Raw genomic sequence first — 25118 nt, 5'->3', positions numbered from 1 at the left:
AAGTGAAACCGGGAGGCTAGTGCTGCCCCGCGGAAGTTCGTGGAGGGGTGTGAGTTGGCTGGCGCTTCGGTTGGTGGGTGCAGGTTGTCACATGGCGGCTTCCGACCCGCTGGTCAGGATCGGGGCGATCTGTCTGGCGACGGCGGTGGTGTCGACGGGCTGGCTGGTGTCGATGGTGAGTATGGGGCCGCCCAGCCGGAGCGGACCGGGATAGCTGGCGCGGATGGCCGAGACGCGTTCGGCCACTTGCTCAGGGGTAAGGTGCGGGTCGAGGTGGCCGGGGTGGCGGATGCGCGCTCGGAAGCGTTCGGAGGCGACCGCGACGTCGCAGTCGCAGTGGACCTCGATCAGCAGGCCACCGAGGAGGTGCAGGCGGCTGGGGGAGGTGTCGTGGTGCCACCAGTTGTCGAGCACGGCTCGGCGCGCGTCTGCTGCAACAGCGAAGAGGATCTCATCGCTGGCTCTGCTTAGTCGGCTGCGCCATGCCTGGTCGCCGACTCCGAGCGAGTCGTAGAGGGACTCCAGGATCACGTCCTTGTCGATGACCGGCAGATCGAGGTGCTCGGCCAGGCCTCGGGCGAGCGTGCTCTTCCCGCTGCCCGGCAGACCGGAGACGACAACGAATGCGGCGCTTTCCACGATGCTCAGTATCGCGGGTGAGCCGGCCAGCCGTGGCCCGGTCCTGGGGCGACGCCGACACTCGCACGCGCCGTCTCAAGCACGCAGTTACGGTCGATCAGGAATCGGGGTATCGAGGTAGAGGCCACAGGCGCAGTCGAGAGCGTCTTCCGGGGAGCCGAAGGGCAAGCCGCTGGGAAGTACGTTGTCTGCATAGCCGCCGCGACTGGCGAGATAGAGGGCGAAGCCCCAGGTGTGCAGGACTCCGGTGAACCGCAGTCGGCACAGCGGAAGCGGATCGCTGTCGGGCACTTCGCCTGCCACATAGGCAAATCCGCTGCGGTAGCGGACGGTCACACCGGTCAGTTGCGGCCAGTTCTGGCGGGCGTGGTCGTTCAGCCGTTGGCGCAGGTGGTGCTGCATGGACTCGGGCGGGTTCTTCGGCACGGCCCCATCCTGCCGCCCGCCCTGAGCCCTTCGCCATGATCACTGCTCATGGTGAAGGGCTCAGGGCGGTGCACAGCGGTGGCTGTAGTAGTCGACGAACAGACGCGCAGGGCGTTATGGCGGATCGCCTCTGCGGCGAAGTCGCAGGTCAGGCAGGTGCTGCGGGCCCGGATCGTGCTGGCGGCAGCAGATGGGGCGGACAACGGGGCGATAGCGCGGCACCTGGCGGTGAGTGTGAACACCGTCCGCAAGTGGCGCGGCCGGTTCGCCGACCGGGGCCTGGACGGCCTCAAGGACGCCGCCCGCCCAGGTCGGCCGCGCCGCTACGACGACCTGGTGCGCGTCGCGGTGGTCGCTGCGGCCACCAGCGTCCCGGTCGGCCCTGCCACGACCTGGACCCACACAGCAATCGCCGCCCAGGTCGCAGGTACCGTGTTCGCACCGATCTCAGCCTCCCAAGTCGGCCGGGTCCTGGCCGACTTGGACCTCAAGCCCCACAAGGTCACCGGCTGGCTCACCCGCCGGGATACTCCCGACTTCTGGGAGCGTGTCAGGGACATTTGCGCCCTGTACCGCAACCCGCCGAGTGGGGCGATCGTGCTGTCCATCGACGAGAAGACCGCCATCCAGGCCCGCGAGCGCCGCTACCCATCACAGCCCGCGGCACCGGGCCGAGCCGCTCGACGCGAGTTCGAGTACCGCCGCCACGGCACCGCCTCGATCGTCGCCGCCCTCGAGGTCACCAGCGGGCAGACCCTGATCGAGACCATCCAGCGAAACAACGCCGCGACCTTTACCGCCTTCCTGGACCGGCTCGACCGGCTCTTGCCACGCGACAAGGACATCCATGTGGTCCTTGACAATGGCTCCTCGCACACCGCCAAGCACACCAGGGCGTGGCTCGCCGACCACCCGCGCTGGCACGTCCACTGGACCCCGCCCCACGCCTCTTGGCTCAACCAGGTGGAACTCGTCTTCTCCGCCCTGACCCGCGCCGTCCTGCGGCACGGCAACTTCACCGGCCGGGATGAACTGATCGAGAAGATGGATGCCTGGATGATCCAGCGGAACGAACACGCACGCTCGTTCCGCTGGACCTACGAAGGCGCCCCACTCAAGGAAGCGGTCTGATCCTCCACGAACTTCCGCAGTGCGGCACTAGACAAGGATCGTGACCAGCCCAAAGCTGATGGATCCGCTCCAGATGGGACGACCGGGCATCAGTACCTCCAGGAGCCCTAGCTATGCAGGCGGACTCTGTGATCGCATGCGTTCCGCGGCGGTCGGCGGCCCTGACTGAACCCGCGCAGGGCAGGGCGCGCCGGCGCCGCCCGACGGCTCCGGGCGCCGCGGGCGCCTGGCGGCGGCCTTGACCCACATTCGGGGCCCCACCCGGGGGCGGACCGGCAGCTTGGCGGTCAATCGGCCAACGGCGAGCCCTGGCTACAAGACTCCCTCCACGCCCAGCACGTCGGTCCACGACATCAGCCACTCGCGGGCGACGGCAGGGTCGGTCGTCATCGGGCACAGCGCCCACGGCGCAGTCAGCCCGCGCTCGGCGAACAGGTCCTCCAGGACCGCGCGGCGGCGTCCGTACGGTTCGGCGAGCAGCTCTTGGCGGTCGGCTTGCAGGACGTCGAAGGCGGAAGCGCGCGGGTTCCGAGATTCCTGAACGTGGGGAAGCCTGAACCCGCATGCCCGTTAATGGCTGAGGCGGTCCCGCGCGCAGGTTCCGAGAAGCTGGCGGGATTTGCTTTCTGAGCGTTCGCCGCCGATCCAACTGGCTAGCTCGCAGGCCAAAGTGAGTTCGGCCTTCCGTCATCGCCCATGTGCGCCCGCTGCCAGATCTCGTTCCAGTTGAACGGGGTCTCCGGCACGAACCGGTGCCGCTGCCCGCACGAACATGGCGCCAGCAACCACGCGCAGCCACGGCACAGCTCGACCCAACCGTGCCCAGTCGAGCTCAGCACTCGCGGTCCCTCATCCCCACAAGCCGGGCAGCCAGGCAGCTCGGGACCGTCCAGAATCGCGTTCTGCCGCCGTACGTACTCGGACAGGCGCAGCGACGGGTGACGAAACGGGTCTTCGAACCAGGCACGGTCGGGACTTTCCCACCAGTTCCGTAGCCACCACGGCCGAGGGTTCGGTACAGCCCGCCGCCCAGCCTGCTTCTCCGCCCGGCGTTGCTCGGCGTAGTGGTCTGCCCGCACGAGCCACAGCACCCGCGCCTCGTGTACTTCCTCCACCGCCCGCACCAGCGCGTCGGGGTCCGCCTCCAGCCGACGGGGGATCGCGGCGCTGAGCGTGAGGTGGTGATACGTCGCCCGCAGACCATAAGGAGCAAAAACGGTGAGGCAGGTGCGCAGCGCGCTGTGCCGCCGGTGGAGGGGGAGCCCGGCGTCGTGCACGTGCGCTCGGTGGGTCAGGAAGCTGGTCATGGTGTGGGTGCCAGGTCCAGTGCCCGTGCCAGGGCGGTAGTGACGGCAGCAGCATGTGCTGGTAGGTGTTGTTCCGCCCAGGTTCCGGCAAGGCTGAGGAAGTCCTGCAAATCCTGCTGAGCGTCGGCGACGAGCCTGCGTACCTGGTCTACCGACAGCTCGATCACCGGGCTGCCGTCCACCCCGTGAGCATCGAGCGTGAACCGGACAACGTCGTTGACGCGTTCGGCCACCGAGGATGGATCGTGGCCGAAGTAGGCGCAGCCGGTACCGTCGAGCACCTCCAGCCAGTCCCGCCAGGCCTCCAGGCCGTTGCAGCAGCCCGGCTCAACGAAGACGGTGTCGGTGGCGTTGTCGGTCACCCGGAAGCCGCCGACGGCGAACAGGTCAGGCATGGTGAGCAACCCGTGCAGGAAGGCGCCGAGCGGGTCGGTCGGACACGATTCGTGCTCCTCCTGCGGCTCGAAGTTATTGCAGTCGGCGATCCGCATAACGGCCGTGCCGACCTCCGCCGGAGTCAGCCCCCCGTTCAGCACGAGGTAGCCATATGACTCGTGCTCGCCAACGGGCCAGAGCTCGAAGTCGTCGGAAGCGGAGATCTCCAGAACGGGTTGCATAACAATCACATGGGGATGATGCCGGACCCGCTGCTTCGTCGCCACGGGCTTTCGGCTGCGGCGTTGGGCTCGGAGCGGGCCCGCTACCTGGGCAGTTTCGAGGTGCGCTCCGAGCAGGCAGTTCTGACGTAGCGCATGGCGGTCTGCTCGGTGACGCCGAACCGGCGCATCAGCCGGAGCGGTCGGCGCATTCGGCCGCCTCATTAAGGATACGGAACGCCCGTGCTCAGCGGATCTTGGGGAAAGCCTTGTCGGGGTGGGCTGCCGCGACGTACTTCATGGCCGTCGACGGTTGAATGCCGAAGAGGCGGATGAGGTGGACGGTGTCGGCGCTCACCCGTGCCTCGTCCAGCACGCGGTCGCTCCAGAGCTGCCTCGGGGTCATGCCGATCTGGTCGAAAGCCGCGCGCAGTCCCAAGTAGCTGACTGGGATGAGCGTGGGATGGTGTGCGGTCTGGCTGGTGATGAAGAGGTGGGGGTTGGGCGCCATGGGCCAGGTACGGCGCCGTTCGTGCAGCCAGTCGGCCGCGAGCCCCATGGTGATGGGGTCCAAGTACACGGTGTGGGTGTGGTTGCCGCGGCGGACCGTGAGCGTTCCGCGGACGAGATCGACGGCGGCCAGGGGCAGGCGACGAACTTCGCTGGCCTTGAGCGCGTGTACGGCCACGAGGGCTACTGCGAACCTGCCCCGCGCGCCTTGGATCTGGTGAAGGGCTCCTTGCAGGCGGTCGCTGGGCAGCGGGGTGGGGAGTCGGACGGGGGTGGACAGGGGGAGCCCTGCCATGGGGTTGTGGAAGATGATCCCGTCGCCCTCCGTGGACATTGCCTTCGGGCAGCCAGTGGCGGGGGACGATCTCTCGGGGAAGAGGCTCACCGTCGAAGAAGCGGTCGTCGAGTGCCTGGTTCGGCGACCTGCGCCAGTGTCCGTGCCGTTCCGTCAGCTCGTCTTGCTCAGCCCGGTTTACAAAGCGCATCGATTCCTCCATCGGAGCTCAGGCAGCTGAGGGCAGCTTCGCCCGACTGCGCATACTCATGGCGAGCAGCCGGGATCACTGAGCGACCGCCTGCGCCGTACATGTGGCAGTACGATGCCTGTAACCGAATTGTCACCTTTCGTAACGTTCTGATGATCGTGAGTAACTCTTCTGGCCCCGGACTGCTACCGTCCCACCCGCGCCGGTCGCCCGTACGCATCCGCCGACCCAAGGACCCACTCACCCCAGAGGAGATCGAGCTCCGCGCCAGTCCCAAGGCCGGCGCCGCTTCGCCTGATCAGAACCCCAGCCCTTCCTCTCTCCCACCGGCCAACACCGCGCGTCCTGCGACACAGGAGCGCACCATGGCCACATCGCCCGCCCGGGAAGCCACTTCGCACGTTGAGGCTTTTCCAACCTCAACTTGTGGCGTTGAGGTGGAGGGTGAGGACGGCCTGGACGAGGGCGGTGATGCCGGTGGTGCTGCACCGCAGCTTGCGCAGGAGGCGCCAGGTCTTGAGAGCGGCCATGGCTGGTTCGCCGAGTGCCCGAATCTTGGCGTGCGAAACGTTGACCGCTCGCTGGCCTGCGGAGAGCTTCGCCCATCGCCCGCGGTAGGGCACGCGGACCGTGCCGCCGGCGCTCTGATAGGCCTTGTCGGCCCAGCAGCGGATGCCGCCCGTCTCGAGGGCGTCGATGACGCCGTGGAGACGTGCCGCCTTGATGTCGTGGACCGATCCCGGCAAGGCCGGCGAGGCCCATAGCAGGTTCCCGAACGGATCGGCGGTGACCCGCACGTTCATCCCGTGCTTCTTGCACTTTCCCGAGCAGTCGAGGATCGCGAACGCCTTGCGTGACGCCGCCCGGGCGGCCGCGGCGAGGGCCGGTGCACGGGACGCAAGGAGCTCGCCGGCCTCGGCCACGTACCGTAGACCGTGGCGATTCCAATGTCGAAACCTGCCGCGAGCTGGGCGTACGTATCGCCGCAGCGCAGATGTGCGAGCACCAAGAGGGCCTGCCGGTCGGGGGCGAGCCGTCGCCAACGGGTGCCGCGCTCGCGACGCCGGGCGCTCAACAGGCCGGACAGGTACCGGAGGGCCGAACTGGACAGACCGATCCCTGATGAGTAGACAAGCACCTGACGCTCCGGGCGGACAGGTTGAATCTTGGCCGACAACCCATCCACCAGGAGCTTCACCTCTTCCCACACGCAGCCCACTGTCAATTCAGCTCGCTATCAGTCAGGTGCAAACGGCTCAGTGAAGACGGGCTTGGACCTCAGGGCGTGGGCAGCGGGAGCGTGACCTGTCGCCCCTGCCCGAACTCATCGGCCTCATCGCTGCTGACGACCGCAAAGCTACCTGTGGGGACACCGGGCAGCGTGGCGACTCGGGACGCCAGCGCCAGAAGATCCTCTTCACTTGCTCCGGTGATGAAGAAGATGTAGGCCTCCGCCTCTTCCTCTCCATCGTCGAAGACCTCTACATCACCTTGCTCTTCGAGGCCGGCCAGAAGGTCCTCGACCTCTTCGATCCAGGGATACGGATAGGCACCCTCCGGAAGGTTCGGCGCCGACGACAAGGGCACGTGAATCTCAACAACCATGGTGGGCACGAGGTCCATCCTGCCCTCAGCTCATCCAGCCACTACCGCCCGGGGGTAACCAGCGTCAGCAGCACCCCCTGGCGAGGTTGGAAAAGGCTCAATGTCGATCCACCCCGAGCAGTCTCCGTGCCGGACCTTGTAGGTACCGCGGCCGATACTGATGGCAGCATCGACGGCGGCACACGGTCCGCATCGGAACATCGCACCGACCGATGCCACCCTGCCGACCCGGTCGAGGAACTTGCCCCAGCCGAACCTGCCGACGAGGTCGTACTGGTTGACGGGGTCGCCGGGATAGGCGCAGGCATCGGCGTTGCCGCCGTAGACGGGGTCGGCGGAGAGGAAGCGCCCGGTCTGCGGGTTGTAGAGGCGGACGCCCATGAGGACGAGGAGGGTCTCGCTGGAGCGCTGCTTGGCGCCGAGCCAGTGGTAGCGGACGGCGGGCTGGCCGGCGCGGGGGTTGCCGTACTCGTCACTGTCCAGGACCAGGGGGGGCCTCGGCAGTTTCGTCGCCGCGATCGGCCGACCAGACCCGCAACGGACGGGACCTTCGAGAGTAGAGGCATCAACTGGGTGATGCCATTGCGGTTCCCGCCGGTCAAAGAGACGGCCAGTGGGACGCACTGACCGTCGACGAGGGCATGGTGCTTGCCGCCCGGACGTGCTCGGTCGACCGGGCCGGCGATGACGACGGCCCCGGGACGCATCGGATGATGCATTCCGGGGCCGTAGTCATTCGCTACGCCAGATGGCCGAGACGGTCGCTACCTCCAACCCGTTGTGGAGCGGATCGTCTCCAGCTCCTCGGGGGTTGGGGTGCGGAACTCAAGGCGTTCGTCGTACCAATCGAGTACGCCGTTGCGGAGTTCGTCCGCAATCTCCTCCAGGCCGTCGGTCTCGAACATGTCGTTCGCGTCTGCAGGCTGGCCTGGAAATGCCACCTGATACAGGAAGACCTGGATGTAATCGAAGGTCTCCCCACCCGGTCGTACGCCATCCGGCCGGCAGCCACGCGCAGGTAGAAGGTGCGACCCTCACGGTCGATGCCGACACCCAAGAGCCCGTCCAGGGCAGAGTGGTCCTGACTCATCCGGGTGTCTCCCTCGGTCACCACCATCACCACCAGCGGCTGTGGCAGAAACCGCGGTCAGCGAAATGTTCCACTTGTTAGATCTGTCGGGCAACGTCTCCGACAGCATCAACCACATCTCATGACTCCGGTCAGCCGGGGCCCTCGTTGTGTGCCCTCGATCAGAACGCCGGGGCCGGCGGCCCACCAGCTCCGAGTGCGCTCTCGGGTGCGCTCACCGGTGCCCACCGGAACTCCGGCCGTATCGCGCTTTTGGCACGGGCCGGGCCGCTGGGGCGGTGCTCGTCCCCCACGGTCCTGGACGGGGCCCTGAACGGGATCGCGGCCGACCCGGACGCCATCAAGCCGCACGCGACTGCCTCGGCGCCGCGCGACGATCAGCACGCCGGCGTTCGTGTGATCTTCGACGCGACGGCGTTCGGAAGGATGCTTATCTGGAGTTCGCGGAACTTGTCCGCGGTTCAGGCCGATGTGAGGGTGTGAGGGACGTGAGTCACGGGACACCATGCCTACTGATCATTTCAGAATGAGTCAGCCGGTCACTCGTCGTCGAGCCGTTGAAGAACCTGCGTGAAGTCACCAGCATCGAGCAAGCCGACGAGCACCTGAGTCATGCTCTCGATGCCGGGGTCCCGGACGATCAGGCCATCAGAGCACCAGAAGTAGCGACCGCCCAACTCCTCGCCTGTCTGGGACCACCTCTTCATCAGTCGCTCGACCTCGGCGAGAGTGAACACGGTCGCGCTCCAGCGGGAGCCGTCCGCTGTCAACCGCACCTCGACGTCGACGTTGCAGACGGCATCCAGATCCTCGCCCGCACTGGGCAAGAACGACGCCTCGAAGCGATCTGTGCGGACGCGGTACCAAGGTTCATCCCAGCCCTGGTGGACCTGGTTCCCTGTGTTGGTCATCCAGGGAGTATCTCGATCCGCCTCGGTGTGCTCAATGGCTTCCTGCTTGCGCATCGCGTCAACGGCTCTGGTCCCGGATCATGCGGCGGAGGCTGGTGCGGGCGGCGGCGAGGTTGTCTTCAAGGCCGGTGACTCGCTGACGGAGTTCCGCGTTCTGGGTGGTCGCCTGCCCTTCCGCTGTGGACAGCCGGAGGTTCTCCTCGGTGAGCTCGTTGACGCGGTCGACCAGGTCGTGGTTGCCGAGTTGTTCGACCTGCTGCCCGAGGTGAACGCGGGCCTGCTGCCGCAGGCCCGCGTTTTCGGCTCGCAGTCGCTTGATCTCCTCGCGTGCGAGAAAAAGGTCGGTTTGTCGCTGGCAGCGGAGATCTTCCGACCGCTCTGCTGGTCGTGGTGGCCCTGGGCTGCCTGGCGGGAACGGGCCTGCTCGATCCGCTCGCGGATGCCTGGGGCATAGACGAGCCAGCTGGAGACACCGGCCTCGCGGGCGACCGCGGCGAAGGTGATGCGGCGGTCGTCGCGGAGCATGTCCTGGACGGCCTTGAGGACGCGCCCGCACTTGTCCGCGCTGTCGCGCTGGCGGGCGGCTTTCAGGACCTCCACAGGCGTCCTGCTGACGGTGTCAGCAGGCATCAACGGGCCTCCTTTGGGATCACGGTCAGCGGCAGTAGCTTGTGATCGCGGGTCGCACGAGCCTTCCGCAGGACTGAGCTGGCCTGCTCGATCTCCTCGCGTTCGTCCTCGGGGAGACCACCAAGCCGCTCGCGCATCGTGTCCGCGACGGTCGTGAAGGCGGTGATCTGATCGCCGAGGTTGCGGACGACGAAGTCGTCCGCGACCATCGCCAGGGCGGTCTCGCGGTCCGCTCGCAGCGAGTTGACGTGCTCCTCGATCGCGGGCAGGTAGGACGGGTCAGGGCGATAGAAGCCGCAGCCGGCGCACTGGAAGCGGATCGGGCAGGCCTTCCCGCCAGCCTTGATGTTGCTGGGCTCGCGGCAGTTGCCGAACGGAACGGCGACCGACTGGGCCTCGTAGTCGGCATTGCTGGCGAAGGGGACCGGGCGGCCGGAGCGGTCGACGGAATGCCGCCGCATCGCGGTGATGGCCTCGCGTTTCCGCTGTTGGGAGACCTGGTAGTACGACATCGTCGTGCTGATCATCCTGTAGTCCATGAGGTCCTTGATGAGGTATCGGATGGTGCTCGCGAGCCGGCCGGTGGCGTCGGCGACCGTGTTGGCGTCGTGGCCGGGTCGGTGAAGGACCAGGGCGTCGTTATGCAGAGGAGTTTCGTCGTCGATACCCAGGAGGGGCTGGCTGCGGCTTCGGGTGCGGGCGACGAGCTGATCCCAGGCCAAGGCGGCGGGGTAGGGCAACCTGTGGCGCTGGGCGCACTGGAGGCTCGCGGGAGTCGAGGAGCACGTCCGGCTGAGGCGCTTGGGGCGCTGTGGTCAGCGGCATCTGGTCAGGCGAGGCGCACCGGCCGGATGAGAGCCCGTACACTCGCTAGCCGATTCCGACACGGTAAGGACCACCGCAGTGAACCAGCACGACCACATGGGCCGGGCAGCAGGCGACGCTCCGATCTACGCGACTCTCGTCCAGGAGCGCGGGGATGTGCCTGCCGATGTCCGGCAGGCCGCCGCACGACTCCTGGAGGAAGCTGACCGGGCCGTGGACTTCAGCTCACTCCGCGCGGTCGCCTGACACCTCTCCGAAGCGCTCGGCCCGAACTGCACCCTGTTGCGGCCGGTACCCCGGCACGATGGTCGACCATGACCACGAGACGAGGCTGTGTCGCGGGCTTCTCTGCCCAAGGTGCCGCGCCGCGCCGGTCGGTTCCGTCACCGTCCCGCGCCGTGGTGTCGCGGTCATGCTGACCGACGTCTGGATCTCAGCGCACCACGCGTTCCACGCTGCGCCCGCCCGCTACCTGTAGGGGACCCCTCGGCGGCCCCGACCGCCGGCCAGGGGGCGGATTCCTCGGCGCGGCCGGGCCCGCTGTCGTACCCGAGTCGCAAGGGCTCCCGGTCCGACACGCTCCCTTCCGGGGTGCCCGTACCGCCGATCCACTCCCGGTCCCGGTCCCCCAGGTTCGTACTGCTCGTCACCGTGCACGAGGCCGTCCTGGTCGCGTTCGTCACGGCCGTATTCACCATCCACCCCCAACGATTCTGGGAGTCGCCGGCGCCCCGCCCACGTGCCCGCCGGGGTTCCGCGGGTTCCGCAGGTTCCGCGCCGGGCGGGCCCGAGCCTCGTTCGGGAAGGCAGGGAGGTGCCGGAGTCCTGCCGCGGCACTCCCCGATCCAGGCTATGAGCGTGTCCTCGCCGCGTTCGGCCTGGGCGGCTTGCCCGGCTGGAGAGGGCGTGTGGCCGTCGGGGTTGCCGAGTCCGGCGGTCAGCGTCTGCTCGCCGTCGCGTCCCAGGCGCCGCCACACCGCCGCGACCGCGCCCTGCTCCTGTAGCTGTTCCGGGGCCACAGCCTGCCCCACAAGAGATTTGATCGCTGCAGCACGCCTGCTGCGAGACGAGCGGCCGGCTACAGCGCCCTCCACGCGTCTGAGGGCGGTAGGCAGGGGGCCGAAGGCCTTGGCGGCCAAGTGTCGCGTCAGTTCGCGGCGAGCACGAGTTCGGCCGTCACCGGCAGCACCACGGCTGCGGTGCGCGGGTCGGCCAGCGCGACTCGACTGGTACGCCAGCAACTCCACGACGAGGAGAATGCCCCTACCCGTACCTCAACGACGAGGAACTCGCCGCCTGGGAGGAGCAAGCCGAGGCCGCCCCGCAGCCGAATCGCGACCAGGAGGCCGCCTCCTGAGCCCGCCTGCTCGACATCCTCCAACGCTCCCGCGCCGACTGGCCCATGGACGTTGAGCGACGGCCCTTGCCGCGTGTCGGCGGCTACGCAATCGACACCTCGCCCTGCTGGCCTCCCGCGGTAGTCCGGCCCGCGTCCGGCAGGACCCAGAATCGTTGTGACCCGTCCCCGGTGGTGGCGTGTAAGGCCGACCTGACGGTTGTACGCCGCCGGGCCTCGGCGAGCAGCTCGGTCTACCTCGCGCGGGGCAAGCACTGCACTGCGGGCACCCTGTCCCCGCTCTTGGGCCTCTTGCAGTGGGCAGGGCAGGCACGTCAGCCGACGCTGGAGAACAGTTCGACCTGAAGGCGCAGTGCGGTCGCGGGCGCAGGAGAGGAGTCAGCTCGGGCCGGGTGTGGCCCACGGACATCGATGAGGGTGGTGGTGGCGATGGCGGTGAAGGCGAGGACGTGTCCTGGCTTGCGTTCGTAGTGGCGGTGGAGTCGGCGACGGCTCGCGTAGGCCGTTTCACCACCTCCAGCCGCCCGGTCCCGCCGACGAAAGAACTTGCTGCAATTTTTTTCAAGAACCTTGTTGAAAGGGTCAGTTGGTGCCAGTGTTGTTCCGTCTGCATCAGGCCCTCAGCAGGAGGCAAAGTGCGCAACGCGAGACGACTTCTCCTCAGATTCGGCGCCATGGCGAGCTCAGCACTCACAGTCGCAGGGATCGGACTCATAGCAGCACCACCGGCCGCGGCCGTTGACTACTACTACGAACTTCCCTACCCGTCGGGCGAGTCCTACCTCGTCACCCAGGGTCCCGAGGGCACGTACTCGCACACCGGCCCGTACAACGAGTACGCCTGGGACTTCGGACTGCCGGCGAACTACGAGGTCTCAGCCTCGCAGGGCGGCACGGTTCTCGTCTCGGACTGGTCGCCGTACTGGGAGAACGGCATCGAGGTCATCATCCGCCACTCGAACGGCCAGTGCACCCACTACGCGCACCTCAACCGGGCGATCTACAACAAGGGCGACTGGGTTCCGCAGGGCCGGATCATCGGCTGGTCGGGAGCCACCGGGGCGGCGAACGGCGCGCACCTGCACTTCCAAGTCATCAACTGCAGCACCCGCGTCGGTATCCGGGCCACCCTTCAGGGATGGACGCCGCCCACCGGATCAAGGCCGGTGAGCGTCAACACGCGCGCCTGACACCGGTCTCGCCCCCGCCACACCCGGCGTGACGAGCGACCGGAGTAGCGGGGGCGTGCCCCACCCTCACGCCTCACGTATGCACTTACTGCGCCCGCTACGCCGCGGAAGGCGCATTGTCCTGCCCGCGCTGAACCCCCAGGTCTACCTCCACTACGACCCCTACACGCAGCGCAGCGGCAAGCAGTCGGCGGCGTTGTAGGGGCAGCGGATTGACTTCCTTGGTGCGGTGGCCAGCTCCCATCGACCACCGCCTCGGCGAAGGGCTCGTCCGCTGTGGCGGCCGAGCGTGCGGTTCGATGATGCCCCCGTTCATGCCATGGCCGGGGGGACTCTGCCACCTTGGCAGGACAGGGGCTCTTGGGCTGGGGGACAGCAGGTCCGTCTGCCGGCTACGCCCTGGCATTGAGCGAAACTGCGTGGGCTGACCCTGAAGAGGCCCCAGGCGGACGCCTGACCAGTTCGCCTCCCCGAGCGAAGGGCGGCCGGTCAGCCCGACCGGGGCCCGCGTCGGGCTCCGTTCTGCTTCATGCACGCGTCCTCGAAGACCATCAGGGTGATCACGCCGTCCTCCTGGCCTCACCATCTTCAGACCAAGTCAGCTCCCGCCACCGCGTTCAAGCGCTCCGCCGCATCCACTGCGGCCTTGAACCACGTCCGATTCATCACCGTCGTCGGGGTGGCTTCAAGCAGCTGCTTGCTTCGCCACGCGCTCAGCCCAGTCAGTGACCGAACCGCTTGGGCAAGGTCGAGCCCCCAGCCTCCACTCGAGCCCAACTGCACCCCGTACTCAGGCTCCTCCACAATCCCGGCATTCGGATGCGTCACACCGTTTGGGGTCGCCGCCGATGTTCTCGCGGCCATGACCCTGCAACAGTATGACGGCCATGCCGTGGTGATTGTGCCCGGCCAGCGCCGCGTGCACCGGCAGCTGCTGTGGGGCCGGGCTCGCGGTTCTGCCCCGCCTGCCTGGAGGAGACCGGTGGCAGGTGACCTGGCGACTGGGCGGTCGAAGTCCTCGAACGCCTGGAGTGCTACCGGGCCAGCCCGCTGTCCTCCGGCTCTCAACGCAATCCGGACACGCGGCGCATGGATGTCCACAGCTATCACGCACCCGACGATGCCGCGGCCACCGCCGTGGCGATCACGGCGGCGCTTCGTATCCTGTGCGCTGCAGACATCCCCGCGGCAGCCCGGACGGCGCGGTGGCTGACCGACCGGGTGGCCGCCTCCGGCCGCGCCCTGTATCCCGCTGGCGTCGTCTCAGTCGGCGGCACGCTCTCGCCCGTTCTCGAGGCGGCCCTGCGCTGCAGCCGGAAGTCACAGATCATGCCGCTCTACCGGCTGCGCCACCGCACGGCCGTCCACTCCACCAGGCCCCCGGCCAACCACGACGCGAGGGCCGGCATGCTGCCGACCGCCCTGTGGCCCGAGTGGACCCTACGCCCGGCCCCCGCCACCCCAATAGCAGGCCCGCCCGCGGCCCAGCGCACGGACGAGCTCCTGGCCGTCGCCTGTCTGCTCGCCAGCAACATCACCTCGATCCAGGCCGCGACCCGGCTGACCGGCACCACCGTCACCACCGTCACCACCGTCACCACCGTCACCACCGTCACCACCGTCACCAGCCACAACGTCTCCACGCTCCTCGCCGAGCTCACCCGCCGCAGCGACTGCGCCGACGTCCTGCACGCCTTGATCCTCCTGGCCGACCACCTCGACCACCACGGCGCCCCCATCGGCTACGCACGCCGACGCGCCCTGTTCACCAACCAGGCCCGCTTCATCGACCCCGCTGCTGGAGCGATCTACAGCGCCGCCTACGCTCGAACCACCGCCCCGATGCCGCGCACGCCCAGCGCTGGATCTTCCACACCCTGACGGGCTCGCCGCCGCACCTCGCCCACCCGGATCTCGCACCGGCCGCCGGAGCGCCGCGCCAGCAATACCAGCGCTTCCGCTGGCGGATCCTGCCCGCCGAAGCCGACCTGCTCACCCACACCGCGCAAGGCTCCTCGACGAGCACGGCATCGACGAACCACTCCAGTGGACGCCCCAGCTCCCCACCCTGCGCCACCTCGCTCTCCCCGAGCCCGACCCGGACAGCATCACCGTCGCCCAGCTCCACCAGACCGTGCCCGGCGGCGACTTCTCCATCGCACACCTCGCGCGCACCCTGAACACCACCACGGCCCACGTCATCTGCCTGCTGTCCCAGCACCCCGTCGACTGGAGCCCACCCCGGTTCCGCCGTACCCAGCACACCGCCACCCGCCTGGAACAGTGGCGCACCTGGTGCGAACAGGAGCACTTGTCGCTCCAGGACATCGCCGGCCGCGAAGGAACAAGCCTCGCCACCGTCCGACTCGCCCAGGCCGTCCTGTGGCTGTGCAGCCCCGGCGCCGGCTATGTCACCGGCATCGCCCTGCCCGTCGACGGCGGCTACACCGCCCAGTGACTCCCGCTCAAGGGCCGACTTCACGCGCACAGGCCATGTGCAACGTCCCGCCCACCAGCCCGGGACGAACAGCCCGCCAGCTAGCGAAAATCGATCCTGAATCGCCCAGAAAGGCAATCATGGAACACGTCACCCAGACCCCCACCCTGAAGGCCCCCGCCGAACGTTTCACCGGCGACGTCTACCTCAACATGATCGAAACTCCAGCCGAACCCGCCCGCCTCGCCACCGCGCTGGTCCGCTTCACCCCTGGCGCCCGCACCAACTGGCACTCCCACACCAACGGCCAGACCCTGTACATCACCGACGGCACCGGCCTGGTCGGCACCCGCGACGGCAACGTCGTACGCGCCTCCGCCGGACAGACCGTCAAATGCCCGCCCGGAGAAGAGCACTGGCACGGAGCCACCGACACCACGCTCATGGCCCACATCGCCAGGGTCGTCGGCGACGGCAACGGTGACGGAACCAACTGGCTCGAACCCGTCACCGACGAGCAGTACACCAACGCCCTGAACAGCGAGAACTGAGCCCAACCCGCACTGCCGGTCGCAGCTGTGGTGAGGAAAAGGCACGCCCCTGGGAAAACGTCGCCATGCCCCGACGTGAGATGACCGCAGGTGCGCTGGTCAGTAGAGGCTGGACGGTGCCACGAAGTGTGAGAGTCACAAGAGCGTACGCCGGAGGCCACAGCAGTTTGCCCGGAGGCCCGCCGCAGGTACGCGCCCGGACGGCAGTGCTGCGGTACTGGGTCACACCAGTCGGTCGACCCCGCGAGGAAATGCCACGCTCGTGAGACTGGCTAGCTGTGCCACCTGTCTTCGACAGCGCAGGAGTCGCAGGTCACCAAGAACGGCCCATGCCCCGAGCAACGGGACCCTACAGGGAGAAACAGGCAACAGGCGGGACGGCGGTCAGTTCTCTTCTTGATCCGGCTTGGCACCTGCGTTGAGCAGGTCGGTCAGGCCCTGGAGATGGCTGTCGGGTACGGGGCCGGTGAACATGGAGCCGTAGGGCAGGGCGACAGCTGCGCTGGGATGGGGGCCTTGTCGGTCTTTTCCAGGGCGCGGTAGATGGTGCCGCGGGTGACATTGAAGGCGGAGGCGATCTCGGCGACGGTGTGCAGCCGCTTGCCCTGGGCGTCTTTCGCTTCGTACATCAGCCGTGCTTACCCGATGGCGGCCGGGGTGAGCTTGGACTTGCGCCCGCCGGTGCGGCCACGGGCGCGGCGGCGGCCAGGCCCTCGTTGGTGCGCATGGCGATCAGGTGGCGCTCGAACTCGGCGAACAGGGCCAGCTGCCCGAAGAACATCTTCCCGAAGGGGTCGTTGAAGTTCACCGTCATCCCGGTGTCGATGATCGTGAAGCGCACCTCGCGCTCGGCGAGCGAGTCGGCGATCTCGTACAGGTCGCGGTCGGCGCGTCGCCCAATGTTGATCATGTTCCGCAGACGACCGTTTCCGAACAGAGCGCCGAGCCGAGGTGTCACCTCATGTGACACCGACACCAAACTGCCCACTCTGGCTGATGCATGTTTGATCTCCAGATTGCCGGCTATCGGCAGGGGTTGGCGGTGCCAGCGGACTCGCCCGGTGAGACGAGTCCTGTCTCGTAGGCGAGGACGACGGCCTGGGCCCGGTCGCGCAGGGTCAGCTTGGCGAAGATCCGGGCCACGTGGGTCTTCACTGTCGCCTCACTGAGCGTCAGTTCCCGCGCCAATTCGGAATTGGAAAGACCCCGCCCCATGAGCGTCAGCACCTCGCGCTCGCGCGGCGTCAGCGCGGCCAGGTCTCGGTGGACGGCCGAGGTTGCGAGTCCCGAACCGGTTCTGGGGGCGCTGGGGGCGAAGCGCTCCACCAGGCGGCGGGTGATCGAGGGTGCGAGCAGGGCGTCACCGGTGCCGACAAGGCGTACGGCGGCGGCCAGATGCGCGGGGGTGACGTCCTTGAGCAGGAATCCGCTGGCTCCGGCGGCGAGGGCGGCGTAGACGTAGTGGTCGAGGTCGAAGGTGGTCAGCATGATCACCCGGCAGTCCGGGGCCTGCGCGAGTATCCGGCGGGCGGCTTCCAGGCCGTCCATGGCGGGCATCCGGATGTCCATCAGTACGACGTCGGGCCGCAGCCTCCGCACGGCGGCCACGGCCTCGGCTCCGTCGCCGGCTTCGCCCACCACGTCGATGCCGCGGGCGGTCAGGATCAAGCGGAAGCCGGTGCGGACCAGCTCCTGGTCGTCGGCGATCACGACGCGAGGGGCGGATTCGGTGTGCGTCGTCATGGCCGGTCCAGCGGGATCCGGGCGCGGACGCGGTAGCCGCCGCCGAGGCGGCGGCGGGCGTCCAGGTCGCCGCCGTAGAGGGCGACCCGCTCCCGCAGGCCGAGCAGCCCGCGTCCCGTTCCGTCCGCCTGGCCCGGGACCGGCTCTCTCCGCGCGGGCCGGCTGCCCGACAGGATGCTTGGTCCGCTGTTCAGCACCTCGACTCGCAGGTAGTGGTCCGCGTATCGCACCGTCACCTCGGCTTTCGCTCCGTCCCCGTGTTTGAGGGCATTGGTCAGGGCCTCCTGGATGATCCGGTAGGCGGTGACATCGATCCCGGTCGGCAGCGGGCGCGGCTCACCCGAGATGCGCATCTCCACGGGCAGGCCGGCAAAAGCGATCCGGTCGATCAGCGGGCTGAGTCGGCTCAAGCTCGGCTGCGGTGACAGGTCCATATCGTAGGGCTCGTCGTCGCCGTTCTGCGCGGGTGCGAGCAGGCCGAGCAGGTGCCGCAGCTCGGTCATCGTGTTCCGCCCCGCGGTCTCGACGGCGCTCATCGCCGCCGCGGCCTCGTCCGGCATCGTGGCCAGCACCTCGCGGGCGGCCCCGGCCTGGACCACCATGAGGCTCACGTTGTGGCTGACGATGTCGTGGAGCTCGGTGGCGATCCTGGCCCGCTCGGCGTCAACCGCGATCCGCGTCGCGCTCTCGCGCTCCCGCTCCAGCAGCCAGCCGCGCTCCTCGATGGCCGCTTGGTGCAGCCGCCGCGCCCGGACCACCGCCACGCACAGACACCCGGCGGCGCCAACTGCCGCCGCCAGGGCGATGACCAACCAGATCGTCCCGGATCCCCACACCGGATCATCTTCGCAGCTGCACGAAGCGCCCCACATCAGCCCCCGTATGCAGCTCCGTACATCCCTGGGATGACCTGCCCGAACGGATACATCCGGGGGGTGACGCTCTGTCCGCGGACTCCGGCCTAGGTTTCAAGCCATGACAACTGATCACGACAGTGCCCGGCAAGTGGTGGTGCGGCTGGACGGCCTGCACAAGGAGTACGGCGACGCGAAGGCCCTGGACGGCCTGTCGCTGGAGATCAGGGCGGGGGACGCGGTTGCCGTGATGGGCCCCTCCGGCTGCGGCAAGTCCACCTTGCTCAACATGGTGGCCGGCCTGGACCGGCCGACCTCGGGCACAGTCGAGGTGCATGGTCATGACCTCGGGAAACTGAACGAGACCGGCTTGGCGCTGTTCCGGCGGCGGAACGTCGGCATGATCTTCCAGTTCTTCAACCTCATCGACGATCTGCCCGTCCTGGACAATGTGGCGCTCGCCGCGCAGCTGACCGGCACTCCGGCCCGGCAGGCGCGCCGCCGTGCCCTGGAGCTCCTGGACGAACTCGGTGTCGCCGAGCGCCGGAACAACTATCCGGCGACGCTCAGCGGCGGCGAGCGCCAACGCGTGGCCGTCGCACGGGCGTTGATGAACCGCCCGGCCCTGCTGCTTGCCGACGAGCCGACCGGCGCCCTCGACAGCCGGTCGGGCGAGCAGGTGATGGATCTGCTGATCGACCTCAACCAGATCGGCCAGACCCTGTTGATCGTCACCCACGACCCGCAGCTGGCCACCCGCTGCGCCAGCCGGCTGATCGAAGTCGCCGACGGCCGGGTCGCCCGCGAGAGCGCGCTGGAGGCGACCGCGTGAGCGCCGTATGGAGAGCCTCGCGCGCGGCCGTGAAGCGCCGCCGGCTCCAGACCTTCGTCATCGGGCTCGTCGTGCTCTGCTCCACCGTGACCGTCCTGCTCGCGCTGGCGCTGCTGAGCGCCGCCTCGGGCCCCTTCGACAAGGCCTACGCCGCACAGTGCGGTGCCCATACGGTGGCGACCTTCGACACCACGAAGGTCACGCAGGAGCAGTTGGCGCGGACCGCCCGGCAGCCCGGGGTGGAGGCCGCAGCCGGACCGTTCGGGCAAGCCGTCGTCGACATCCCCAAGGACTGGCTCTGGATGGCGGGCGGCACCCTCACCGTGGTGGGCCGGGCCGATCCAGCAGGCCCCGTGGACCGGATCGAACTCCTTGAGGGCCACTGGGCCACCGCACCCGGCGAGATCGTCGTCAACTGGTCCGCCCAGGGCTCCCCCGGCACCGCGCTCCTCGGCACCAAGCTGGAGACCCCCGGCGGAGCGACGCTGACCGTCGTCGGATTCGCCACCAGCATGAGCAAGTCGGCGAGCGCCTGGGTCTCGCCCGAGCAGATGGCCGCGCTGCACCCGACCTCCGCCCAAATGCTGTACCGCTTCACGGACTCCTCGACGGAGGCCCAGCTGAGCGCCTCGCTGGCACGGGCCACCACGGGACTGCCCAAGGAGTCGCTGACCGGCGCACAGACCTACCTCACCCTCAAGCAGGCCTTCTCCGCGCTGGCCGACTCCTACCTCCCGTTCATGACGCTCTTCGGCATCCTCGGCCTGCTCGTCTCCACCCTGATCGTCGGCAACGTGGTCAGCGGGGCGGTCGTCTCGGGGTACCGGCACATCGGGGTGCTCAAGGCCCTGGGCTTCACCCCGAACCAGGTCGTCGCCGTCTACCTGACGATGCTCTCCGTACCGGCGGTGGTGGGCTGCGCGCTGGGCACTCTGGCCGGCAACGCGCTGGCCCGGCCGATCCTGAAGGTCGCGTTCACCGGCATCGACGTGGGCCGGGCCTCGGTCGGCGACATCAGCCCGTGGGTGTCCGTGGCCTGCCTCGTGGGCATGCCCGCCCTCGTCCTGCTGGCCGCGCTGGTCCCCGCCCTGCGCGCCCACCGGCTGCCCGCCGCACGGGCGATCAGCGCGGGCGGCGCGCCCCGGGCCGGGCGCGGGCTGCGCGTCCAGCGGATGCTCGGCGCCACCCGGCTGCCGCGCCCGGTCAGTCTGGGCCTCGGCCAGCCGTTCGCCCGCCCCAGCCGCACCCTGCTGACCATGGCGGCCATCGTCCTCGGGGTCACCACGGTGACCCTGTCGACCGGACTGACCAGCACCATGGTGGCGTACGGCAATGTCGGGCGGGAGGACGGAGGCGCCAGGATCCACGTGACGACCGGGGGGTCGGGCAACGACCGGACCCCGCCCCGGCTCAGTGACCTGCAGATCGAGAAACGGCTGCGGTCTCTGCCGGGTGCGGAGGGGGTACGGGCCCGCGCGCTGTCCCAGGTGAACATGACCGGGCAGACCCAGCCCGTCTTCGCCGACTTCTACCGCGGCGACGATTCCTTGTACGAGCACACCATCGTCAAGGGCCGCGCGCCAGCCGCAGCGGGCGAGATCGTGGCCGGGCCGGCGTTCCTGACCCAGCGCGGGCTGAAGCTCGGTGACCGGGTCACGCTGGAACTGAACGGCAGGAAGATCACCGCGACCGTCGTGGGTCAGCTCATGGAGGGCAACGCCCGGGCCGTGGAGGCCGCTTGGGATAGTTTCGCCCAACTCGCATCGGGCGCCCACGCCACCGAGTACACGGTGCGGCTCGGTCCCGGCACCGACGCGCGCGCCTACGCCGAGGCGGTCGCGGCGCTCGACCCGGGCCTGCACGCGTCGGTGATGGACTCCGGCAACGCCGGCACCGCCACCGTCATCACCTTCTCGACGGTGTTCACGGTGCTGCTGACGCTCGTCGCGTCGCTCGGTGTCTTCAACACCGTTCTTCTGAACACCCGTGAGCGGCGCCGGGACCTGGGCATGCTCAAGTCGATCGGGATGACCCCCCGGCAGGTGGTGGTGATGACGGTGACCTCGGTCGCCGGGCTGGGCGCGGTCGGCGGGTTGCTCGGCATCCCGCTCGGGATCGTGGCGCACCGCCTCGTCGTGGACCATGTCGGGGTGGTCGACTTCCCCGCGTATATGAAGGACGTGTGGCAGGCGCCGCAGCTGGCCGCGATGCTCCTGGCGGGTGTGGCGACCGCAGTCCTCGGCGCCTTGGTCCCGGCCCGGTCGGCGGCCCGGATGACCATCGCCTCGGTGCTGCACACCGAGTAGATCACCCGTCAGCACCAGCCTCTGGAACCGGCCCAGGCAGCCGACGGCATCAGCCGTCGGCTGCTGGCTCTACGGATACGCCCGTGTGCTGCTGACCATCGCGGGCGACGGCACCACCGAGGGTCAGCTGCTGGGCGGCACGGTCTCCTTCATGTCCGCGCGGAATCACGCCGCCCCCGTCTTCGGTAACCCCGCCCACTGGGCCGCCGGCCTCCCGGAGAAGGGGCGGGCGGCCGGCACAGCCCGGAGCGGATCAGCGCCGCGACCGAGGAGGCATTCCACCTGCGGTTCCTCACCCAGTCCGCGGTGCCGGACGCACAGATGACAGAAGTCGGTGAGGTGGTGCACCTGGTCTACGTCGTCACCGGCTCCGCCGCCGGTCGCGAGCCTGTTCGGCGAAAAAGGGGCCCTGGCGGCCGAGCCCGACGATCACGCCATCGGAGGGTTCCGCGGCGGACTTGACCGCCGGGATCCACCGGCCGACCAGCGGGTCCACCGCCTGCGCCGAGGCAGTCGGGGTGGCAGACCACCTGCCTTCGACCGCCTGGCATACAAATACGCACAACGTCGAGCGGTGCATCAACCGCTTGAGGCAGTGGCGAGGTATTGCTACCGCTCTGGGAAGACCGCGACTATCTCCTGGCCGGGCTCTACGTCGCGGGCGTCTTCCTTGCTCTGCCAGGCACGCAACTCAGGAGCAGGAACGAACCGCATCGTCCCAGGCGTGGGGACTGCGGTAGTGGTTTTTGTGGCCTGCGGCGAGCACATGGCGCAGTTCCGCGAGGTGCTCGGTGTCGGCCGGGAGATTGAGTTGGCCGAGGAGGGCCAGTGCGGCGGCCGGTTCCAGGTCGGCGTAGAAGTCGTGGTAGCCGGCCCGGAGGCCCTTGAAGAGGGCTGGGTGCAGGGCTGGCAGCTGCACGGCGGTGCGGTACGTCTGCTCCTTCACCGGCCAGGGCACCGGGCCCGAACAGTCCAGAACCCGACGGGCTCGGCGGAGCAGGGCTTCCGATCGTTCGGCCACCACTCGGTCGATGTCGTTGCCGAGCACTTCCGCGAAGGCTGCCGCGGCAGTACTGCGATCCTCGAACCAGTCGACCCACAGCGAGTAAGTGACGGCTTCGGCGCCCCTGTCCGCCTCCAACCGCTGACGGTAGCCGTCCCACAGCACGTCAACCGGCAGGGGCCCTTCCGCGCTCCCTTCCGCGAACCGGATCTCACACGTCACCCAGTATGCGTCGAGGAGGTCCAGCAGCCCGAAAGCCAGCCGCACCTGGTCGGCTGCGTCCAGGTCTTCGGCGAAGACATCGCCGGCCCAGGAATGCGCCACTTGGTCGGCGGTGAGCAACACGTCCGGCGCCTCGGCGCTCACCCACCCGTCGCGCACTTGACTCACACCCTGATCGGCCAGCCAACGCCGCGCCGCCTCCGTGGCTTGCATCTCCATTCGGGAAGTATGGCAAGCCTCGCAGGATCCGAACGGAACGGCCCAGCCTGCACGATCACTCACACGTGGGCGCCGCTGGGGGCGTCACACGTACCCCTACAACCCGTCCACAAAAGTTGAGCCAGAACCCGAGAAATGATGTCACTCCCGCGCCCGCGTCTCCGCGTCGGCAAGGTGGTCTCGGAAGATCCGGTCCAGGTGGTGGTCCAGAACGGTGGCAGCCGACTCCGGGCTGCGCTGACCGACAAGGATGCTGGTGCCGAGTCCTGCAGACATGGCGAGCAGGCTGACAGCTTCCAGCCGCACGTCCACACCTGACTGAAGGAGCTCGCGCTCGTCCGCCTGCTGGAGGAGTTCGACGAGGGCGCTCTCAGCGGCATCCGGGTTCGCGATGAAGGGCTGGGCGGCAAGCACCTGGTCGGTGACGGACAGAACGGCGTATGAGGTGTAGACGAGGTGGAAGATGCGACTCTCCTCGTCGGTCGGCAACGCCGCCATCAGCATCGCCTCGATCATCTCGCGCGGTCCCGGATTGTGGCCGGCGGCCCGAATTCGGGCGGCGACCCGCTCCCCGAATCTCTCGGCCAGATGCTGCAGCCCGTGGAGCAGCAGTTTCTCTTTGGTCTCGAAGTAGTACTGCACCAGCCGCAGGGAGACGCCCGCCTCCGCTGCCACATCGCGCATGCCCACGGCATGCAGCCCGCGACGCCCCGCCACCCGAAGGAGCGCCGCGGCGATCTCGGCACGCCGCTCTGCGTGGTCCACGCGCTTGGGCATCAACCGCTCCTCCGCTCGCTGTTTCCCCTGGCGGGGTCCGTGCACCCCACCATGATGATACAGCCGTATCATCATGGTGATACGTTCGTACCACGAAGAACCCGCTCTCGGAGGTGGCCATGCCCCAAACCGCGACCCGCACCCCGGCCGACGTCGGCCGCTATGCAAGCGATGCCTGGCGCGATCGCTACTTCGCGGCCTGCGATGCGGTCTATGCGCTGGGAGCACCGGCTCACGAAGAAACGGACGTGGAGACCTCCTTCGGCACCACGCACGTCTATAAGTACGGCCCGGCGGACCCAGCCGCCCCGTCACGCACCCCCGTCGTGCTGGTACACGGAGCAGGCTCCTGCTCCGCCATGTGGTACCCGAACACTCCCGCCCTCAGCGCCGCCCGCCCGGTCTACGCGATCGACACCCCCGGCGATCCCGGCCGCAGCATCCAGCGCGAACCCATCCACCAACCCGAACGCGCCGCACAGTGGCTTGACGAGACACTCGCCGCGCTCGGACTCGAACGCGTGCACCTGGTCGGCTCCTCCTACGGCGGATGGCTCGCTCTGAACCAGGCGCATCGCAGGCCAGACCGCCTCGCCTCGGTCACACTCCTCGATCCCGGCGGACTCGAGAAAGTAGGTGTGCGCTTCTTCCTCTGGATCTTCGCCAGCCTCTTCGCGACCTTCGCACCCGAGGCGCTACGCCCACGCCTGGCAGCCTGGCTGGAACAGCCGGTCCTCACCGTGCCAGAGCTACGCACCATGGTCAGGCTGGGCGTTCGCGCTTACCGCATACGCCGTCCAGCCCCGCTGCCTCTGTCCGAGGACGAACTGTCCACCATCCGCACCCCGCTCTACCTGGCGCTCGGCAAGCGAAGCCTTCTCGTGCACCCGCGCAGGCAAGTCGAGCGCGTTCCCCGCCTCATTCCTGGGGCCCGAGCCGAAATCATCTCCGACACGGGCCACGGACCACAGATCGACCACGCGGACGAGATCAACCGCCGGATGCTGAGCTTCATGGACTCCATCGACTGACAACCCTCGCATCTGGCTGACCCGAGGGGACGGCTCTTGCGGCTGTCCCCTCCGGATCTCCGACGCGAACACCGTCTACCTGGGCGGCGCGGATGACGCAGGAATGCTGTCCTGGCAAGCCCATCAGCGCCGTCAGAACCCGTGAGCATCACCTGACCGACAATCCCGGTGCTCCCGGACCCGCGAGGAGGTGACGTGCACGATTCACGTCGTGGGTGACCTCATCTGCGGGCAGCTTGGCGTTGGAGAAAACCGCGCGCCGCCGCAACGCCCCCACCTGCTCGGCAGCCCAGGAAGCGGGCGCGGTGCCCCGGCTCTTCCCTGCCCCGCGCGGTGGCTCCTCTACTTACTGATCGTTTCAGAATGAGTTGAGCCGCGGATCTTGTGCTCGGCGATCTTGGTCGGCAGGATGTCCGGAGCGCGTGCTGATCTTGTTCCTGA

General features: G+C 68.4%; 27 protein-coding genes and 6 pseudogenes. 13 read left to right on the top strand and 20 right to left on the bottom strand.

Annotated elements, in window-relative coordinates:
* Nucleotides 1-87: 87 nt before the first annotated feature.
* Together J7E93_RS00660 and J7E93_RS00655 are read right to left on the bottom strand one after the other, a co-directional pair.
* Nucleotides 88-639, bottom strand: a complete 552-nt coding sequence (locus tag J7E93_RS00660) for an AAA family ATPase (protein ID WP_215065081.1) — start codon at nucleotides 637-639, stop codon at nucleotides 88-90.
* 87 nt (nucleotides 640-726) lie between these two features.
* Complete coding sequence (locus J7E93_RS00655; RefSeq protein WP_251065834.1) at nucleotides 727-1065, bottom strand: hypothetical protein; 339 nt, start codon at nucleotides 1063-1065, stop codon at nucleotides 727-729.
* Between the two features lie 78 nt (nucleotides 1066-1143).
* On the opposite strand from J7E93_RS00655, the gene J7E93_RS00650 reads away from it, so the two are divergent.
* Entirely contained in the window at nucleotides 1144-2196 is a 1053-nt protein-coding gene (locus tag J7E93_RS00650; protein ID WP_215065078.1) for an IS630 family transposase, read from the top strand.
* A 653-nt stretch (nucleotides 2197-2849) separates the two neighbouring features.
* Here the strand turns inward: J7E93_RS00650 and J7E93_RS00645 are convergent.
* The 9 genes and pseudogenes from J7E93_RS00645 to J7E93_RS00610 all read right to left on the bottom strand — a co-directional run bounded on the left by J7E93_RS00645 (nucleotide 2850) and on the right by J7E93_RS00610 (nucleotide 8700).
* Nucleotides 2850-3503 (bottom strand): hypothetical protein, encoded by a 654-nt coding sequence (locus J7E93_RS00645; RefSeq protein ID WP_215065077.1) that lies wholly within the window; start codon nucleotides 3501-3503, stop codon nucleotides 2850-2852.
* Entirely contained in the window at nucleotides 3500-4165 is a 666-nt protein-coding gene (locus J7E93_RS00640; RefSeq protein WP_308367447.1) for a hypothetical protein, read from the bottom strand. The genes J7E93_RS00645 and J7E93_RS00640 overlap by 4 nt, the downstream gene beginning before the upstream one ends.
* Before the next feature lie 181 nt (nucleotides 4166-4346).
* Entirely contained in the window at nucleotides 4347-4943 is a 597-nt protein-coding gene (locus J7E93_RS00635; protein WP_215065075.1) for a hypothetical protein, read from the bottom strand.
* 570 nt (nucleotides 4944-5513) lie between these two features.
* Nucleotides 5514-6232 (bottom strand): annotated as a pseudogene (locus tag J7E93_RS00630) (transposase family protein).
* A 140-nt stretch (nucleotides 6233-6372) separates the two neighbouring features.
* Nucleotides 6373-6717, bottom strand: coding sequence for a hypothetical protein (locus J7E93_RS00625; RefSeq protein ID WP_251065832.1), 345 nt, complete (start codon nucleotides 6715-6717; stop codon nucleotides 6373-6375).
* A gap of 222 nt (nucleotides 6718-6939) precedes the next feature.
* A pseudogene (locus tag J7E93_RS38255) lies at nucleotides 6940-7197 on the bottom strand (RHS repeat-associated core domain-containing protein); the annotation flags it as partial.
* 8 nt (nucleotides 7198-7205) lie between these two features.
* Nucleotides 7206-7376 (bottom strand): annotated as a pseudogene (locus tag J7E93_RS36625) (IS5/IS1182 family transposase); the annotation flags it as partial.
* An 87-nt stretch (nucleotides 7377-7463) separates the two neighbouring features.
* Entirely contained in the window at nucleotides 7464-7604 is a 141-nt protein-coding gene (locus tag J7E93_RS00615; RefSeq protein WP_215065071.1) for a hypothetical protein, read from the bottom strand.
* Between the two features lie 724 nt (nucleotides 7605-8328).
* Nucleotides 8329-8700 carry a hypothetical protein gene (locus J7E93_RS00610; protein ID WP_215065083.1) on the bottom strand — a complete coding sequence of 124 codons (372 nt, stop codon included), beginning with the start codon at nucleotides 8698-8700 and terminating at the stop codon, nucleotides 8329-8331.
* A gap of 46 nt (nucleotides 8701-8746) precedes the next feature.
* Here J7E93_RS00610 and J7E93_RS00605 point away from each other — a divergent pair, with 46 nt between their 5' ends.
* The gene (locus J7E93_RS00605; protein ID WP_215065069.1) at nucleotides 8747-9154 is read left to right on the top strand and encodes a hypothetical protein; all 408 of its coding nucleotides are present in this window, start codon (nucleotides 8747-8749) and stop codon (nucleotides 9152-9154) included.
* On the opposite strand, the pseudogene J7E93_RS38250 reads toward J7E93_RS00605, so the two are convergent.
* Together J7E93_RS38250 and J7E93_RS00600 are read right to left on the bottom strand one after the other, a co-directional pair.
* A pseudogene (locus J7E93_RS38250) lies at nucleotides 9154-9330 on the bottom strand (hypothetical protein); the annotation flags it as partial. The gene J7E93_RS00605 and the pseudogene J7E93_RS38250 sit on opposite strands and share 1 nt — an antisense overlap.
* Nucleotides 9330-10052 (bottom strand): hypothetical protein, encoded by a 723-nt coding sequence (locus J7E93_RS00600; protein WP_215065068.1) that lies wholly within the window; start codon nucleotides 10050-10052, stop codon nucleotides 9330-9332. The gene J7E93_RS00600 and the pseudogene J7E93_RS38250, both read right to left, overlap by 1 nt.
* A gap of 181 nt (nucleotides 10053-10233) precedes the next feature.
* On the opposite strand from J7E93_RS00600, the gene J7E93_RS00595 reads away from it, so the two are divergent.
* Both J7E93_RS00595 and J7E93_RS38245 read left to right on the top strand, forming a co-directional pair.
* A complete protein-coding gene (locus tag J7E93_RS00595) occupies nucleotides 10234-10401 on the top strand; it encodes a hypothetical protein (protein ID WP_215065089.1) in 168 nt (55 codons plus the stop codon).
* A complete protein-coding gene (locus J7E93_RS38245; protein WP_374105342.1) occupies nucleotides 10322-10633 on the top strand; it encodes an endonuclease domain-containing protein in 312 nt (103 codons plus the stop codon). The genes J7E93_RS00595 and J7E93_RS38245 overlap by 80 nt, the downstream gene beginning before the upstream one ends.
* A 669-nt stretch (nucleotides 10634-11302) precedes the next feature.
* Here J7E93_RS38245 and J7E93_RS00585 read toward each other — a convergent pair.
* On the bottom strand, nucleotides 11303-11536 hold the full coding sequence (locus J7E93_RS00585; RefSeq protein ID WP_215065064.1) for a hypothetical protein: 234 nt from the start codon (nucleotides 11534-11536) through the stop codon (nucleotides 11303-11305).
* Nucleotides 11537-12186: 650 nt separating this feature from the next.
* Between J7E93_RS00585 and J7E93_RS00580 the strand changes: the two genes are divergently transcribed.
* The 5 genes and pseudogenes from J7E93_RS00580 to J7E93_RS00565 all read left to right on the top strand — a co-directional run bounded on the left by J7E93_RS00580 (nucleotide 12187) and on the right by J7E93_RS00565 (nucleotide 15690).
* Nucleotides 12187-12702, top strand: coding sequence for a M23 family metallopeptidase (locus tag J7E93_RS00580; protein ID WP_215065063.1), 516 nt, complete (start codon nucleotides 12187-12189; stop codon nucleotides 12700-12702).
* 79 nt (nucleotides 12703-12781) lie between these two features.
* The gene (locus J7E93_RS37730; protein ID WP_285440857.1) at nucleotides 12782-12904 is read left to right on the top strand and encodes a hypothetical protein; all 123 of its coding nucleotides are present in this window, start codon (nucleotides 12782-12784) and stop codon (nucleotides 12902-12904) included.
* Nucleotides 12905-13791: 887 nt separating this feature from the next.
* Entirely contained in the window at nucleotides 13792-14583 is a 792-nt protein-coding gene (locus J7E93_RS00575; protein WP_215065061.1) for a hypothetical protein, read from the top strand.
* A 484-nt stretch (nucleotides 14584-15067) separates the two neighbouring features.
* Nucleotides 15068-15160 (top strand): annotated as a pseudogene (locus J7E93_RS00570) (SDR family oxidoreductase); the annotation flags it as partial.
* A gap of 119 nt (nucleotides 15161-15279) precedes the next feature.
* Nucleotides 15280-15690: a cupin domain-containing protein gene (locus J7E93_RS00565; RefSeq protein ID WP_215065059.1), complete on the top strand. Its 411-nt coding sequence runs from the start codon at nucleotides 15280-15282 to the stop codon at nucleotides 15688-15690.
* Between the two features lie 431 nt (nucleotides 15691-16121).
* Here J7E93_RS00565 and J7E93_RS00560 read toward each other — a convergent pair whose 3' ends face one another.
* From J7E93_RS00560 to J7E93_RS00545, 4 genes are all read right to left on the bottom strand, one after another.
* A complete protein-coding gene (locus J7E93_RS00560; protein WP_215065058.1) occupies nucleotides 16122-16319 on the bottom strand; it encodes a hypothetical protein in 198 nt (65 codons plus the stop codon).
* The gene (locus J7E93_RS00555) at nucleotides 16319-16600 is read right to left on the bottom strand and encodes a recombinase family protein (RefSeq protein WP_215065056.1); all 282 of its coding nucleotides are present in this window, start codon (nucleotides 16598-16600) and stop codon (nucleotides 16319-16321) included. The genes J7E93_RS00560 and J7E93_RS00555 overlap by 1 nt, the downstream gene beginning before the upstream one ends.
* A 113-nt stretch (nucleotides 16601-16713) precedes the next feature.
* Nucleotides 16714-17433, bottom strand: a complete 720-nt coding sequence (locus J7E93_RS00550; protein ID WP_215065054.1) for a response regulator transcription factor — start codon at nucleotides 17431-17433, stop codon at nucleotides 16714-16716.
* Nucleotides 17430-18269 carry a histidine kinase gene (locus J7E93_RS00545; RefSeq protein ID WP_308367442.1) on the bottom strand — a complete coding sequence of 280 codons (840 nt, stop codon included), beginning with the start codon at nucleotides 18267-18269 and terminating at the stop codon, nucleotides 17430-17432. Before J7E93_RS00545 ends, J7E93_RS00550 begins: the two co-directional genes overlap by 4 nt.
* A 139-nt stretch (nucleotides 18270-18408) precedes the next feature.
* Between J7E93_RS00545 and J7E93_RS00540 the strand changes: the two genes are divergently transcribed.
* From J7E93_RS00540 to J7E93_RS36615, 3 genes and pseudogenes are all read left to right on the top strand, one after another.
* Complete coding sequence (locus tag J7E93_RS00540; RefSeq protein ID WP_215065050.1) at nucleotides 18409-19119, top strand: ABC transporter ATP-binding protein; 711 nt, start codon at nucleotides 18409-18411, stop codon at nucleotides 19117-19119.
* Nucleotides 19116-21425, top strand: a complete 2310-nt coding sequence (locus tag J7E93_RS00535; protein ID WP_215065048.1) for an FtsX-like permease family protein — start codon at nucleotides 19116-19118, stop codon at nucleotides 21423-21425. The genes J7E93_RS00540 and J7E93_RS00535 overlap by 4 nt, the downstream gene beginning before the upstream one ends.
* A gap of 478 nt (nucleotides 21426-21903) precedes the next feature.
* Nucleotides 21904-22039: pseudogene (locus J7E93_RS36615) on the top strand (IS5/IS1182 family transposase); the annotation flags it as partial.
* A gap of 77 nt (nucleotides 22040-22116) precedes the next feature.
* Here J7E93_RS36615 and J7E93_RS00530 read toward each other — a convergent pair.
* On the bottom strand, nucleotides 22117-22869 hold the full coding sequence (locus J7E93_RS00530; protein WP_215065046.1) for a hypothetical protein: 753 nt from the start codon (nucleotides 22867-22869) through the stop codon (nucleotides 22117-22119).
* A gap of 141 nt (nucleotides 22870-23010) precedes the next feature.
* Nucleotides 23011-23646, bottom strand: coding sequence for a TetR/AcrR family transcriptional regulator (locus J7E93_RS00525; protein WP_215065044.1), 636 nt, complete (start codon nucleotides 23644-23646; stop codon nucleotides 23011-23013).
* A 119-nt stretch (nucleotides 23647-23765) separates the two neighbouring features.
* On the opposite strand from J7E93_RS00525, the gene J7E93_RS00520 reads away from it, so the two are divergent.
* The gene (locus J7E93_RS00520; RefSeq protein ID WP_215065042.1) at nucleotides 23766-24677 is read left to right on the top strand and encodes an alpha/beta fold hydrolase; all 912 of its coding nucleotides are present in this window, start codon (nucleotides 23766-23768) and stop codon (nucleotides 24675-24677) included.
* Nucleotides 24678-25118: the final 441 nt, after the last annotated feature.

The organism is Streptomyces sp. ISL-36 (assembly GCF_018614205.1).
In the GTDB taxonomy this organism is placed as follows: domain Bacteria; phylum Actinomycetota; class Actinomycetes; order Streptomycetales; family Streptomycetaceae; genus Streptomyces.
This window is presented reverse-complemented; position numbering and strand designations above follow the sequence as displayed.